At 63.3% G+C, this 13880-nt stretch carries 12 protein-coding genes; 9 read left to right on the top strand and 3 right to left on the bottom strand.

Going from position 1 to position 13880, the window contains the following annotated elements; all coding sequences use genetic code 11:
• The first annotated feature begins 83 nt into the window (after positions 1-83).
• The gene (locus ACQ4LH_RS01020; RefSeq protein WP_430695455.1) at positions 84-1295 is read left to right on the top strand and encodes an HDOD domain-containing protein; all 1212 of its coding nucleotides are present in this window, start codon (positions 84-86) and stop codon (positions 1293-1295) included.
• A 22-nt stretch (positions 1296-1317) separates the two neighbouring features.
• Here ACQ4LH_RS01020 and ACQ4LH_RS01015 read toward each other — a convergent pair whose 3' ends face one another.
• Entirely contained in the window at positions 1318-2190 is an 873-nt protein-coding gene (locus ACQ4LH_RS01015; protein ID WP_430695454.1) for a LysR family transcriptional regulator, read from the bottom strand.
• A gap of 112 nt (positions 2191-2302) precedes the next feature.
• On the opposite strand from ACQ4LH_RS01015, the gene ACQ4LH_RS01010 reads away from it, so the two are divergent.
• From ACQ4LH_RS01010 to ACQ4LH_RS01000, 3 genes are all read left to right on the top strand, one after another.
• Entirely contained in the window at positions 2303-3016 is a 714-nt protein-coding gene (locus ACQ4LH_RS01010; protein WP_430695453.1) for a class I SAM-dependent methyltransferase, read from the top strand.
• A 96-nt stretch (positions 3017-3112) separates the two neighbouring features.
• Positions 3113-3487 carry a hypothetical protein gene (locus tag ACQ4LH_RS01005; protein WP_430695452.1) on the top strand — a complete coding sequence of 125 codons (375 nt, stop codon included), beginning with the start codon at positions 3113-3115 and terminating at the stop codon, positions 3485-3487.
• A 97-nt stretch (positions 3488-3584) separates the two neighbouring features.
• Entirely contained in the window at positions 3585-4076 is a 492-nt protein-coding gene (locus tag ACQ4LH_RS01000; RefSeq protein WP_430695451.1) for a DUF4189 domain-containing protein, read from the top strand.
• A gap of 7 nt (positions 4077-4083) precedes the next feature.
• Here the strand turns inward: ACQ4LH_RS01000 and ACQ4LH_RS00995 are convergent, their stop codons facing one another.
• Both ACQ4LH_RS00995 and ACQ4LH_RS00990 read right to left on the bottom strand, forming a co-directional pair.
• Positions 4084-6975, bottom strand: coding sequence for an EAL domain-containing protein (locus tag ACQ4LH_RS00995; RefSeq protein ID WP_430695450.1), 2892 nt, complete (start codon positions 6973-6975; stop codon positions 4084-4086).
• Positions 6976-7059: 84 nt separating this feature from the next.
• On the bottom strand, positions 7060-7494 hold the full coding sequence (locus ACQ4LH_RS00990; RefSeq protein WP_430695449.1) for a BLUF domain-containing protein: 435 nt from the start codon (positions 7492-7494) through the stop codon (positions 7060-7062).
• Between the two features lie 200 nt (positions 7495-7694).
• Between ACQ4LH_RS00990 and arsS the strand changes: the two genes are divergently transcribed.
• The 5 genes from arsS to ACQ4LH_RS00965 are packed head-to-tail and all read left to right on the top strand — an operon-like array spanning position 7695 to position 13877.
• On the top strand, positions 7695-8660 hold the full coding sequence (arsS, locus tag ACQ4LH_RS00985) for an arsenosugar biosynthesis radical SAM (seleno)protein ArsS (RefSeq protein ID WP_186343828.1): 966 nt from the start codon (positions 7695-7697) through the stop codon (positions 8658-8660).
• Between the two features lie 10 nt (positions 8661-8670).
• The gene (locus ACQ4LH_RS00980) at positions 8671-10062 is read left to right on the top strand and encodes a sodium:solute symporter (protein WP_430695448.1); all 1392 of its coding nucleotides are present in this window, start codon (positions 8671-8673) and stop codon (positions 10060-10062) included.
• On the top strand, positions 10062-11030 hold the full coding sequence (locus ACQ4LH_RS00975) for a hypothetical protein (protein ID WP_430695447.1): 969 nt from the start codon (positions 10062-10064) through the stop codon (positions 11028-11030). The genes ACQ4LH_RS00980 and ACQ4LH_RS00975 overlap by 1 nt, the downstream gene beginning before the upstream one ends.
• Positions 11023-13164 carry an FAD-dependent oxidoreductase gene (locus tag ACQ4LH_RS00970; RefSeq protein WP_430695446.1) on the top strand — a complete coding sequence of 714 codons (2142 nt, stop codon included), beginning with the start codon at positions 11023-11025 and terminating at the stop codon, positions 13162-13164. The genes ACQ4LH_RS00975 and ACQ4LH_RS00970 overlap by 8 nt, the downstream gene beginning before the upstream one ends.
• Positions 13164-13877 carry a DUF3047 domain-containing protein gene (locus ACQ4LH_RS00965; RefSeq protein ID WP_430695445.1) on the top strand — a complete coding sequence of 238 codons (714 nt, stop codon included), beginning with the start codon at positions 13164-13166 and terminating at the stop codon, positions 13875-13877. Before ACQ4LH_RS00970 ends, ACQ4LH_RS00965 begins: the two co-directional genes overlap by 1 nt.
• Positions 13878-13880 lie beyond the last annotated feature (3 nt).

The following is a 13880-nucleotide window of genomic DNA, read 5'->3' as shown; positions in this document are numbered from 1 at the left end:
TTTAAAGTGGCCAGCCCGTACACTGCCCGCCGTCACATCGCTGACGCCATTATTTTGCCATCACGCTTTCCCCTGAGGTTTTCATGACTGCCCTGGCCAACGCTCCGGAGATTCTGATCGCCGAAGCAGACCCCTGGACTGCCGATCTGCTCGTGCAACTGGTACTCGATGTACGCGCCGATGCGCGGGTTATCCGAGTCACCGACGGCGAGGCGGCGCTGGCCAAATGCAAACGCCGCCTGCCCGCCCTGGTGATTGCCGACGGCGATCTACCCGGGCTCGATGGCCTGGAGCTGTTGCGTCAGCTACGCCGCCATCCGCGCACCCCGGCGCTGCCATTTATCCTGATCAGCAGCCGCCTGGATGCCAGCAGCGTGCGCGCGGCACGACCACTGACACCGGCGGCCTACCTGGCCAAGCCGTTCAATGCCGAACAACTGCGCCAGCGCCTGCTCGGCATCCTCGGCCGCGCCGCCGCCAACGAAACAGCGCTTGCCGCTCCTCTGCTGGTCGACAGCCTGGATGACTACCTCAATGCGGTGCGTGAAGAAGGCCAGGGCGCGCCGTTGCTGGCCTCGGTACGCGACTCGGTCAGCCAGTGCCTGAACGGCGATGACAGCGACCTGCGTGAGCTGGAAGAGGTGTTCGCCCGTGATCCGCAGATCACCGCGCGACTGATCGCCGCCGCCAATAGCGCCGCCCAGCACCAGGGCGCACCCTGCCAGACCCTCAGCCAGGCACTGCCGCGCCTGGGCCTGGCGCGTACGCTGAATCTGGTATTGGGCATGGCCGTGCAACGCAATGCACTGCTCAGTGATCCGCGCCTCGCCGAGCTGGCCAGCAGCGCCTGGGACAGCGCACAGCGCAGCGCCGAACTGGCGCGCTGGCTGGCAGACGAGCTGCAACTAGATGCCGAGCTGTGCTTTACCGCCGCGCTGCTGCACAACATCGGTGAGCTGGCCCTGCTGCGCAGCCTGCAGGATTGGCAGGACGCCGGCGGCGTGTTGCGCGATGAGGATATTCACCAGAGCTTCCAGCAACGCGCCGCCAGCTTCGGCTCTGCGCTGCGCATCCGCTGGCGTCTGCCGTTCGGCCTACGAGAGCTGATCGCGGCGTTCTACAACCTCGGCAGCGGGGTGTTTAGTCGCGAGGCGCTGGTGCTCAATCTGGTCTGCCAGGTGCTGCGCCTGCGCAGTAACCAGTCGCCCAAAGAGCTACGCGATGAACGCTGTGTGCGCATGCTGCGCTTGGACCTCAGCCTGCTGGAACGCATGCCTCTGGCTGCCGCAGCCTGACAGCAGCCGTCGCGATCACGGATCAGGCCAGAATCTCGGCCAGCAGATCGAAGACGATGCGAATACGCCGCGCTGTGCGCAGCTCGCGGTGGGTGACCAGCCAGATCGGCAGTTGGAAGGGGCTGACATCCTCCAGCACGCGAACCATGCCCGGGGTTTCCCGCGCGATCTCCTCCATGATTGCGCCGATGCCAAGGCCCTGGCGGACCATTTCCCAGTAGGTGACGGAGTTATCTGCATAGCTGCGAAAGTTCGCGCTGCTGAGCTGCAGGCCCTTAGAACGCATGTGCTGCAGGTAATGGCCGGCGCGGTCCATACCAATAAAGTCGTGTTGTACCGCCTCCTCGGCGGTACGCGGCAGGCCATGCTCGCGTACCCAGCTTTCGGACGCATAAAAACAGGCGGAACTGTGCCGTACCAAGCGGCCAATCAGCTCCGGTTGTTCGGGGCGCACATGGCGGATGGCGATGTCGGCCTCACGGCGTAGCAGGTCGCTGAAACCGTCCGAAGCGACCACCTCGACCTGGATGCCGGGTGCCGCCTGGCGGATATGCAGGAGAATCTTCGGCATCAGGTACGCCGCCACCGCGTCGCTGGTGGCCACGGACACCACACCCGCCACCTCTTCTGAGCGCCCGGTCGCGGCCAGACCCAGTTCGTGCGCCGCCGCACCCATCACCCGGGCATGCCCCAACAGCTCCTGCCCGGTAGTGGTCAGCGCCATGGCTTTGCCAACCCGCTCAAACAGCGTCACCCCTAGCGCCAGCTCCAGGGCTGCGACCTGGCGACTGAGGGTCGGTTGCGACTGCCCGAGCTTACGCGCGGCCGCTGACAGCGAGCCGGTCTCTGCCGTCTCGAGAAAGGCGCGCAACTGGTTCCAGTCGACCTTATCCATACGTAAATGCATATGTTGTCTGCAATTTATCGCAATACCCCGTGGTGATTCGCAAGGATAGCATCCGCACTGTGTTGGCTTTCGCCTTACATCCATGCACAGGACGCGCACCATGCACTCATCCATCACCTCTGCCAGCGGCCACTGCTCTGCAGCTGCAACACCGGCGGCCATGGCCGACAAGGCACGCTTCTGGAACCGGATTGCACGTAAATACGCGAACGATCCGATTGCCGACCTGGCCGGTTACGAGCGGACGTTGCAGCGCGTACAAGCCTTGCTGTCTAAGGAACATGAGGTGCTGGAAATCGGTTGTGGCACGGGCACTACCGCCCTGCGTCTGGCTCCCGCTACGCGGCGGCTGGTGGCCACCGATGTATCCGAACAAATGATTGCCATCGCAGGCGAAAAGCTCGCCAGCCAAGCACTGCCGCAGCTGCACTTCAAGCTGGCCGACGCCGACGCACCTGCGGCCGAACAGGGCACCTACGATGCCGTGCTGGCGTTCAACCTGCTGCATCTCGTGGCAGACCTGCCGCAGGCGCTGAATTCAGCCAGCAACGCCTTGAAACCAGGCGGCTTGCTGATCTCAAAGACGCCGTGCCTGAATGAGATGAACCCACTGATCCCCAAGCTGGCCCTGCCGCTGATGCGCGCCATCGGCAAGGCGCCGCCGGTGCTGTGTTTCGACGCCCACCAGTTACAGGCGGCCATGACCGCGCAAGGTCTGCAAATCCTGGCCGTCGAGCGCCATGGCAGCAAGGGCAAAGATTGGCGGGTGTTTATCGTGGCGCGCAAGCCCGATAGCCCGCCGCTGGCAGCCTGATCAACGCCTGCATACCTCGCCCTAACTGACGACTTTCACCACCCGGACCTGCTGGTCCGTCCCTATGTTGCACCCCAAAAAACATTGGAGCTTGCCATGTACCTTCGCCCAATCACCGCACTGACCACCGTTTTACTACTGTCCGGCTGCGCCGCCACCATCAACCAAAGTGGTCTGGAACAACGCACGGCCCAGGCCATCGGCCAACCCACCGGGCAGTTCACCATCACCGAGCGCACCGAGGAAACCGGCGGGCGCATCAACTACAACGTCAACACCAAGGACGGCGGCACTTACCGCTGCTACATGTATTCGGCCACCGGCTTCCAGAAGGCCATGAGCTTTGGCCAGACGCCACATTCGGACGCCGTCTGCACTGCCATGGCAGGTACGCCAGCCGCTAGCGGGCAACGCAGCAATAATTCAGGCAGCACCTGCAATGCCCTGCTGCAGGCAGCCGGACGCTGCTGATTGCCCGGGTTTCCCGGTCAGCCCTGGCCGGGAATTGCGCTCACTACACTCGACCGCGCTGATGATTTGCGCGGTCACTTATCGGGGTGTTGATGCCATGAAAAAACTGCTCCCTCACCTCCCTCTGCTATTGGTTCTGCTGATGCATGCAGATGCCCGCGCCGAAGGGCGCTGCCCGGATGGCTATTTCCCGATTGGTGGCGGTAGCGCCGGCTGGGAAGGCTGTGCGCCGATGGGGCCAGGAGCCGATGGCGCGCAAGAACCGGAACCCCAGCTGGAAACACGCTGGGGCGCGGTGGCGACTGCTAATGGTGCCCTTGGTGTTTCAGCGGGAATGGATTCGCAAGACAGTGCGGAGCAGCACGCGATGTCCGACTGCCAGGCCCAGTCCCGCGACAAGACCTGCAAGCTCCAAGTCGCTTACTACAACCAGTGCGTCGCAGTCGCCTGGGGCGATGCAGGCAGTCTTTGGGCACGCTCCCCCGACCCATATGATGCGGAAGAGATGGCGCTGAGTAATTGCCAGCAGAAAACCACTAACTGCGACATCTACTACTCCGCCTGCAGTTATGCCGAGCGCGTGCAGTGATGCACTATCACGGGCGGTCAAGAACCAGCTGCATCTGCACTTCACCCTGGGCGCTGTCGGCCAACTGAGTCAGCGGCTGCGGGTGACCGAGGAAGTAGCCCTGGGCATAATCGAGGCCCAGCCCGCGCACGCAGTCCAGGGTGGCCTGGCTTTCGACGAACTCGGCCACGGTGCTCAGGCCCAGCTGGCTGGCAATCTGCTGCATCGAGCCGACCATGGCCTGGTTGATCGGGTCGTTCTCCAGCCCGCTAATAAAGCTGCCGTCGATCTTCACGATATCCAGCGGCAAATGTCGCAGGTAAGCGTAGGAGGCGAAGCCGCTGCCGAAGTCGTCCAGCGCCACTTTCAGGCCCAGGCTGCGCAGCTGCTTGATCCACTGCGATGACACCCCCAGCTCGCCCAGGGCGACCATCTCGGTCACCTCGATGCATAGCTTGTGCGCCGGCAGGTTGTGTCGCAGCAATTCGCTGTGCAGCATCTCGTGGAAGTGCGCGTTAAGCAACGAGCTGGCGGTCAGGTTGAAATTCACCTGTTGCAGTTGCTGCACATGCCGCGGGTTATCCGCCAGCCATTGCAGCAGGCGCATCACCACCCAGCGGTCGATGGCGCCGAGAAAGCCATAGCGCTCCGCCGCGCCGAGAAATTGCCCAGGGCTGACCCACTCGCCGCTGAGCGGGTCGTGGTAGCGCAGCAGCACTTCATAACGCAGGCCTTCGCTGTTGCCCTGCAGCGCCACCACCGGCTGATAGAACAACTCGAAGTGGCCCAGCTCGATGGCCTCGCGCAAACGGGTGATCCATTGCAGCTGGCGTTGATGTTCCAGCAGCACGCCATCGGCGGGGTTGAACTGCTGCACGCGGTTACGCCCCAGGTGCTTGGCCAGCTGGCTGGCGCTGTCGGCCCAGTTCAGCGCGGTTTCCCAGTCGCTGACGCCGCTGTCCAGCTCCAGCAGACCGATGCTGGCCTGCACGCGGAACGGCCGGCCCTGCCAGCTGAAGACGAATTGCTCGACACAGTGGCGCAGGCTTTCCGCATGCTCCAGCGCCGCTTCATCGTTGATCTCACGTAGCAACACAGCAAATTCGTCGCCACCAATACGCGCCAGTTCGGCATGACGTGGCAGGTGGTGCAGCAGGTGGCCGGACAGCTGGCGCAGCAACTGATCGCCCGCCGAATGCCCGCAAAGGTCGTTGACCTGCTTGAACTGATCCAGGTCCAGGCACAACAAATGGCTGTAGCGCGGCTTACCCAAACCCTTGAGGCTATCGCGCAGCAAGCGCTCCAGTTCGCGGCGGTTAAGCAGCCCGGTCAGCGAGTCATGCGCAGCCAGGTACTGCAGGCGTTCTTCCAGGGCGCGGCGCTCGCTGAGGTCGACCACGATGCCTTCGATGCAATCCTGGGTCGGGCGCAGATGCAGCGACAGGTAGACCCAGTGACTCTGCCCGTCGAGCCCATGGATCTGGCACTCCTGGCTGAGCGCCGGCTGCTCGTTATGCAACTGCGCTACATGCTTGGCCCATGGCTCGGCGCCCAGTAGTTGCTGCATGGACAGCTCGGTGCTGCCAGGATTAAGCCCGAGCAAGGCGGCAAAACTCGGGTTGGCTTCGATCAGTGCGCCGCTGCGGGTACAGCGGAAAATCCCCTCACCGCTGCTGCTGAACAGCGCCTGGTATTGCTCCAGATTGCCCAGTGCCTGGGCCTTGCTGTGCAGCAGGGCGCGGCGGATCTGCTCCAGCTGTTTATCGAGAATGCCGCCGAACAGCAGCATGCTCAGCACCGGCAGGTAGGCGTGCATGTAGTTGAAGCCCGGCGGCAGCGGAATCACCCCGCTGCGCCCCAGCGGCACCAGCAACATCAGCAGCAGGGCCGAGCTCCAGCACAGCAGGTAGCCGATGGCGTAAGGCCGGCGCTGGCGCACGCCGAGGATCAGCAGCAACAGCTGGAACGCCCCGTTGAGCAGAATCAGCACGTTCAGCGTCTGGTAGGAGCGGAAGTGGCCATAGCTGACCATGGTCCAGCCACACACCAGCAGGGTTACGGCAAACAGTGCGTTGCGCAGATGGCGCACGCGGCCCAGTTCGAGCTTCAGTGAGTCGGCCAGAAACAGGCTGCTGAAGATCAGCATGCCGGGGTTGGCCAGATTGGCCAGCTGGGTCGACAGCCACACCCACTGCGGGCCGAGCAGGCTGGTGATGCCATGCAGGCTGGCGTTGTACAGCGCCACGCTGGCCACCGTCAGGCAGAACCACACCAGCTGCCGCTCACGCAGGGTGCTGAACTTCACCAGAAAGAACAGCGTCAGGCTGAGCAACGCACCCAGCAGCAGACCGCTGCGCATCCAATGCTCGGCCAGCAGTAAGGGGCTCTGCTCTGCGGCCACCAGTTGCATCGGCACACTCACTGCCGAGCCACTTTGCACCCGCAACAGCAGGGTGTGCGGGCCTTCGCCAAGGCGCGGCAGGTTGAGCAGAAAGTGCGGCGATGGCACGCCACGCTGCAGGAAGTCGCGGTGATCGCCGCTATAGAAAGGCGCGATCAGCCGTTCGCGGTCATACAGCCAGACTTCGATATCGTCGAGAAAGGGCCGGTCGATAATCAGATCGAGGCGTTCGGCCACCGGCGCATCAAGGCGAAATGCCAACCACCAGGCGCTGGCCGAGTAACCCAGACGCGGGATGCCATCGACTCGTTGGCCCTCACGGGTAATGCGCTGCTGCACCTCGGCGGCGGTCAGGGTGCCGCTAGGGTCTTCCAGCACCAGGCTGGCGGGAACCTCCACCGGCTGCTTGAGCTGCTCACTGCTCAGCACCAGCAATGGCAGTTCGGCAAACGCCTGGGCGCTGCCCAGAGCAAAGCAGAGCAGCACAGCCAGCAGTGGAAGGTTGAGCAGACGGAGCATCCTGGCGCCTCAATGAACTGCGAGGTGCGCCAAGGCTCAGGGTGAACACAGCCCGCCTGCTAGACGAGTTGACGCTGAGGAATTCTAGCTGAGAACTGGCGATTTGATTGCGCTGACTGTCTCACTCAGCTCCAGCAGCAGGCCGGTAATTTGCTCGGCACTCATGCTGAACGGGTCGAAGCGGTCGCTGGCCGAGTACTTCAGGAACAACTCGCGGTTGGCCTGCTTGGCCCCGGCCCAGCCCATGCTCCAATTGCTGTAACAGCGCATGCTGATTTCGGCGTAGTCGAGGATAGTCAGGTCCTTGTGCCGGCTGTCATCGGCCAAGCGGTTGTACAAGGCGTTCACCTCCGCACGCGGCCCTTCGAGTGCCTGCAGAAAGATATCGGCGTTGCAGCAAAGTATCCCGGTCAGCCCTTTACCTGGGTTGTTGCGCTGTGAACTGTCGAGAATCTCGCGGATCAGCTCGGCCGAAACCGAATGACTGGCGCGGCTGGCATAGGTAAGGCGGACTAACATAAACAGATCCTCGCAGGCAGCGGGCAGGGCAATAGCTGCAGATTCTGCATTATCTGTATAAGATTTGTATAACTAATTACGCAACATTCTTCTACCTGCGCGCGTAACAAAAACCCTCGGGCACTCTCTATAGTGGCTACTTAGCGGCTGACACGATCAGCCGGCGCGTCAGCATCAAGGAACCCAACACCGTGCATGCAATGTTGCCCTTGCTCGACCAACTGGCCTTTCCGGCTATCCGCCGTGGCCAGCTGGAAGCGCTGCAGATCAACCTGACCTACCGCTGCAACCAGCGCTGCCTGCATTGCCACGTCAATGCCGGGCCGACCCGCACCGAGGCCATGACCGATGAAAGCCTGGCCCTGCTGCATCAGGTGATCGACGCCCACCCTGTGCACACCCTCGACCTCACCGGCGGCGCGCCGGAGATGCACCCGCGTTTTCGCGAGATCGTCAGCCACGCGCGGCGCGAAGGCCTGCGGGTAATCGACCGCTGTAACCTGACCATCCTCAGTGAACCGGGCTATGAAGACCTGGCGCAGTTTCTCGCCGACCAGGGCGTGGAAATCAGTGCTTCGCTGCCTTGTTACTCGCGCGATAACGTCGACAAGCAGCGCGGCGACGGCGTGTTTGATGCCAGCATCAAGGGCCTGCAACAGCTCAATGCCCTGGGCTACGGCCAGCCGGGTAGCGGCCTGATCCTCAACTTGGTGTACAACCCACAAGGGCCGAGCCTGCCGCCACCGCAAGCGGCGCTGGAAGCCGACTACAAACGCCACCTGGTCGAGGACTTCGGCATCGTCTTCAACCACCTGCTGACCATCACCAATCAGCCGATTGCGCGCTTTGGCAGCACCCTGGTCAGCAAGGGCCAGTTCAACGGCTATATGCAGCTGTTGCGCGACAGCTACCGGCCGGAAAACCTCGAACCCTTGATGTGCCGCAGCCTGGTCAGCGTCGATTGGCAGGGCTACCTGTACGACTGCGATTTCAACCAGATGCTCGATCTGCCGCTGCAACTGCCAGAGGTGATCGGCCGTGACCGGCCGCACCTGCGCGATCTGCTCGATGCAACGCTGGCCGGCAACCCCATCGTGACCCGTGATCATTGTTATGCCTGCACCGCCGGCCAGGGCTCCAGCTGCGGCGGCTCGTTAACTTCCTAAGGATCAATCCATGCAACCAACCAGTCTCACCGGGCTGTTCTTCTGGGGCTTTCTTGTGGTCTATGGCGCGCTGATGCTGGCCTTGTCGCCACGCGCCGTAACCCTAGGCGGGTTCTTTAATGGCGAGGACAACCAAGGCCGCAGCGCCAGCCCGTGGTTGATCACCTCCAGCATCTTTATCAGCTGGATCTTCGCCAAATCGGTGACCAACGCCGCCAATCTGGGTGCCACTTATGGCCTGGTCGGCGGCTTGGCCTATGCCATGTACTGGCTGTCGATTCCGCTCACCGGCTTTGTCATCTACCGCCTGCGTCGGCGCTTTGCGGCGACCGGCCTGGTCAGCTTTCTAAGCAGCCATTATGGCCGTGGCGCAGCGCTGGCGTTTTCCGCCGCGATTCTGATTCGCCTGTTTAACGAGGTGTGGAGCAACACCGCGGTGGTTGGCGGTTATTACGGCGACTCGGGCAGTATCGAGTTTATTGCCTCGGCCTTGCTGTTTACCGCCGTGACCCTGGCCTACAGCCTGCGCGGCGGGCTGCGCAGCTCGATCCTAACCGACGCGGCGCAAGCGGCGATCTTCGTGATTGCCTTGGTCTGGGTGCTCGGCCTGGTGCTGCCGCAGCATTCGCCCAGCGAGCTAGCCAGCACCAGCAACTGGGCGCTGAATGCCGGCGTCGACCTGCTCCTGGTCGCCGGCCTGCAAGCCTTCAGCTACGGCTTCCATGACCCGGTGCTGACCGACCGTGGCTTTATCAGCGAAGAGAAGGCCATGCGCCGCTCCTTCGTGATTGCCGGGGTGCTGGGTTTTATCGCCATCCTCGCCTTTAGCCTGATCGGCGTGCACGCCCAACTTACCGGCCTGGCCGCTTCCGACAACGTACCCGCCGCACTGGCCAAGAGCCTGGGCATCGGCGCGCTGCTGGTGATGACCGTGGTGATGGTTTCCGCTGCTGGTTCGACCCTGGATTCGACCTTCTCCAGCCTGGCCAAACTGGCCGGACGCGAGTTGCCGAAGCTGGCCGGGCGCGACCTCGGACAGAAAGCCATTGGCGTCGGCATGGCGGTGATGGTGGTGTTCGCCCTGCTCGGTAACCTGCCGATGATCGCCGGCACTGACATCCTCAAGGCCACCACCATCAGCGGCACCATGGTCATCGGCCTGGCCCCGGTATTCGTCCTGCACGGCCTGACCACTCCGACGCGATTGGGCTTTCACCTGAGCTTCTGGACTGGCCTGGGTCTGGGCGTTGCCCTGACCTTGAACTGGATTCCGCAGAGCTGGGCCATCGGCGACGGTAAATACGCGCTGCTGCTCGGCACTAACCTCTACGGCCTGGGGCTCTGCGTGCTGGGTTATCTATTGCCAGGTTGGTTGCAGCAGCGCAAAGCAGGTACAGCCTGATGCGCGCCGGCCGCGACTGCCCGCTGGACTATCGCCTGACGCGGGATGCCTTTAGCGGCGAGCCGCTATTCGAGTGCGACACCCTCTATGTGGTCGGCGGCCTGTATGGCAATCGCCAGGCCCTGGCGACCGTGCAACGACGCTTGGCCGCCGAGCCAAATGCACACGTGGTGTTTAACGGCGACGCGCACTGGTTTGACCGCGACCCGCAGATTTTCCAGCAGATTGAGCAGGGCATCAGCGCCCATCTGGCCCTGCGCGGCAATGTCGAAACCGAACTCGGTCGTGCCAACGACAGCGGTGCAGGCTGCGGCTGCGCCTACCCGATGACGGTGGATGAGGCAGTGGTCGAGCGTTCCAATGCCATCCAGCTTGAGTTGAATAAAACCGTGCAGGGTTTGCCCGGTTTAGCCGAACGCTTGGCCACGCGGCCGAGCACCGCGATAGTCAGCGTGGCCGGCCAGCGCGTGGCTATCAGCCATGGCGACGATCAATCCCTGGCCGGTTGGAGCTGCTCGCGGGAATCGCTCAGCGAGCCGGAGCGCCAGGAGCAACTGGATGCCTGGTTTACCTCCAACAGGGTGCAGGTGCTCGCCACCAGCCATACCTGCTCGGCGGTGGCCTTGAATCTTGAGCACGGCGCGCTGATCAATAACGGCGCGGCCGGACTGCCGAACTTTGCCGGCGGCCGCTATGGCCTGCTCAGTCGCATCGCCACCACGCCACACCCGGCGGCGCTTTACCGTTGCCAGCGTGACGGCCTGTTTATCGAAGCGCTGCCGCTGAACTACGACCACACTGCTTTTCTCGCCGACTTCGACCGCCAGTGGCCTGCCCATAGCCCGGCGGCGTTGTCCTATCGTTCGCGGGTGCTCGGCCAACTGACCGACCGCCCAGAGACTGCTCTGCTGGCCGGTTTTAGCCTGTGCCAAAGCCTTTGCGCCTTGGAGGCGCTGACTGATGAATAGCCGCAAACTCGCCCTGATGGGCCTGATCCTCGCGCTGCTGGGCAGCTTCTTTGTCTTCGACATCGGCCAGTACCTCAACCTGGAAGCACTCAAGGCGCAGCAAGCGGCGCTGAATGCTCAAGTGGCCGCGCAGCCCTGGCTAGCGGCGGGGCTGTTCTTTATCGCTTACGTCGCGGTCACGGCGCTGTCGCTGCCCGGCGCGGCCTTGATGACCTTGCTGGCCGGCGCACTGTTCGGTCTGCTCGAAGGCTTTGTGCTGGTGTCATTCGCCTCGACGCTGGGCGCGACCCTGGCCATGCTCAGCAGCCGTTTTCTGCTGCGCGATTGGGTGCAAAGCCGCTTCGGCCAGCGCCTGGCCGGTATTGATGCGGGCATCGAACGTGAAGGCGCGTTCTACCTGTTCGCCCTGCGCCTGGTGCCGCTGTTTCCGTTCTTTTTGATCAACCTGGCCATGGGCCTGACCCGCCTACCGGCGCGCACCTACTGGTGGGTCAGCCAGCTCGGCATGCTGCCGGGCACACTGGTCTTCGTAAATGCCGGCCGCGAGCTGGGCCAGCTGGACTCTCTGGCTGGCATCCTCTCGCCGGGGCTACTGGGTGCCTTCGTGCTGCTCGGGGTATTCCCGCTGATCGCGCGCAAGCTGCTCGGCCTGATTCAGGCGCGGCGGGTTTATGCCGGTTGGCATAAACCGAAAACCTTCGACCGCAACCTGCTGGTGATCGGCGCGGGGGCCGGTGGCTTGGTCAGCGCCTATATCGCGGCAGCGGTGAAGGCCAAGGTCAGCTTGATCGAAAAACACCAGATGGGCGGCGACTGCCTGAACACCGGCTGCGTGCCGTCCAAGGCGCTGCTGCGTTCGGCCAAGCTGGCCAATGAACTGAAAAAGGGCCCGGCATTGGGCTTTACCGGCGTGCAGGGCACGGTGGATTTCCCGGCCGTGATGCAGCGCATCCAGCGGGTGATTGCCGATATCGAACCGCATGATTCGGTGGAGCGTTACACCGGCCTGGGCGTCGAAGTGATTCAGGGCGAAGCAAAGATCCTCTCGCCCTGGAGCGTGGAAGTGAATGGTCAGACCCTGACCAGCCGCAACCTGATCATCGCTGCCGGGGCGCGGCCGCTGGTGCCGAAGATTCCTGGCCTGGAGCAGGTGCAGAGTTACACATCAGACAGCATCTGGAGCCTGCGTGAACAGCCGCGCTGGCTACTGGTGCTCGGCGGCGGGCCGATTGGCTGTGAGCTGGCCCAGGCCTTTCAGCGCCTCGGCAGCCAGGTGATTCAGGTGGAGCTGGCCGAGCGCCTGCTGCCGCGCGAGGATGCCGACGCCAGCGAGTTGGTACTGAATAGCCTGCGTGCCGACGGCGTGGATGTGCGCCTGCAACACCGTGCCGAACGCTTTGAAGTGGTCAATGGCGAACAACGCATGGTCGCCCGCCGCGTGGACACCGGCGAGGAGGTGACCATCGCCTTCGATGGCCTGCTGCTGGCCCTCGGCCGGGTGGCCAATGTCAGCGGCTACGGCGTCGAGGAACTGGGCCTAACGGTGCGGCCTAACGGCACCCTGGAAACCGACGAATACCTGGCCACGCGCTTTCCCAATATCTACGCGGTGGGCGATGTCACCGGGCCGTACCAGTTCACGCATGTGGCGGCGCACCAAGCCTGGTATGCGGCGGTCAACGCGCTGTTCTCAGGTTTCAAGCGCTTCAAGGTGGATTACCGGGTGATTCCTGCCTGCACCTTTACCGACCCCGAAGTCGCCCGCGTCGGCCTCTCCGAAGGCGAAGCCAAGGCGCAGAACATTGCCTACGAGGTGACCCGCTACGGCATCGATGACCTCGACCGGGCGATTGCCGACGAGGCTGCCCACGGCTTTGTCAAAGTGCTGACCGTACCAGGCAAGGACCAGATCCTCGGCGTGACCATCGTCGGCGAACACGCGGGGGAGCTGCTCGCCGAATACGTGCTGGCGATGAAATACAACCTGGGTCTGAACAAGATTCTCGGCACCATCCACAGCTACCCAACTATGGCCGAGGCCAACAAGTACGCGGCCGGCGAATGGAAACGCGCGCATGCCCCGCAAGGGCTGCTGCGGTTAGTCGAGCGTTTCCATACCTGGCGCAGAAGCTGATGCGCGGGTTACTGCTGGCGCTGCTGGTACTGGCGCCGCTGGCGCAAGCCGATAACCAACTGACGCCCTGGACGGACGGCCCGCCCAACGGCGAGTGGTCGACGCCCTGGCGGCTGGCGGATATCCCCAAGCTCAAACCGTCCGAGCGCAGCTTGGTCGAGCAAGACGGACAGCAGGTGCTGCGCATCAAGGCCGATGCCGCCGCCGGTGGACTGCTGCATCCGCTGGATCTACCCGGCGATCAGCCCTGGCAACTGAGCTGGCAATGGCGCACTGAGCAGAAGCTAGAGCAGGCACGCTTCGCCACCCGCGAAGGCGACGACTACGCGGCGCGGGTCTATGTGCTGCTGGATTACCCGCTGGACTCGCTAAGCTTTGTCACCCGACAGAAGCTGCGCCTGGCGCGAACCTTCTTCGATCCCGAGCTGCCGGCGGCGACCCTCAGCTACGTCTGGGACAACCGCGCCGCACCCGGCACCCATGCCCGCAGCGCCTATACCGAAACGGTGGAAATGTACGTGCTACGCGGCCCGGAAGCGCCACTTGGGCAATGGCTAAGCGAGTCCCGCGATCTGCACGCCGACGCCATCGCCGCCTTTGGCAGCGCGCCACGCAAGATCCTCGGCGTAGTCTTCGCCGCCGATAGCGACAACACCGGCGAGTCGGTGGAAAGCTATTTCGCCGCCCCGCAGTTGCGCAGTGCGACGCCCTAAAGA

This window comes from Pseudomonas peli (genome assembly GCF_050563605.1).
GTDB classification, from domain to species: Bacteria; Pseudomonadota; Gammaproteobacteria; order Pseudomonadales; family Pseudomonadaceae; genus Aquipseudomonas; species Aquipseudomonas peli_A.
Note: the sequence above shows the minus strand (reverse complement) of the source record. Positions and strands in the feature narration are given on the sequence as shown.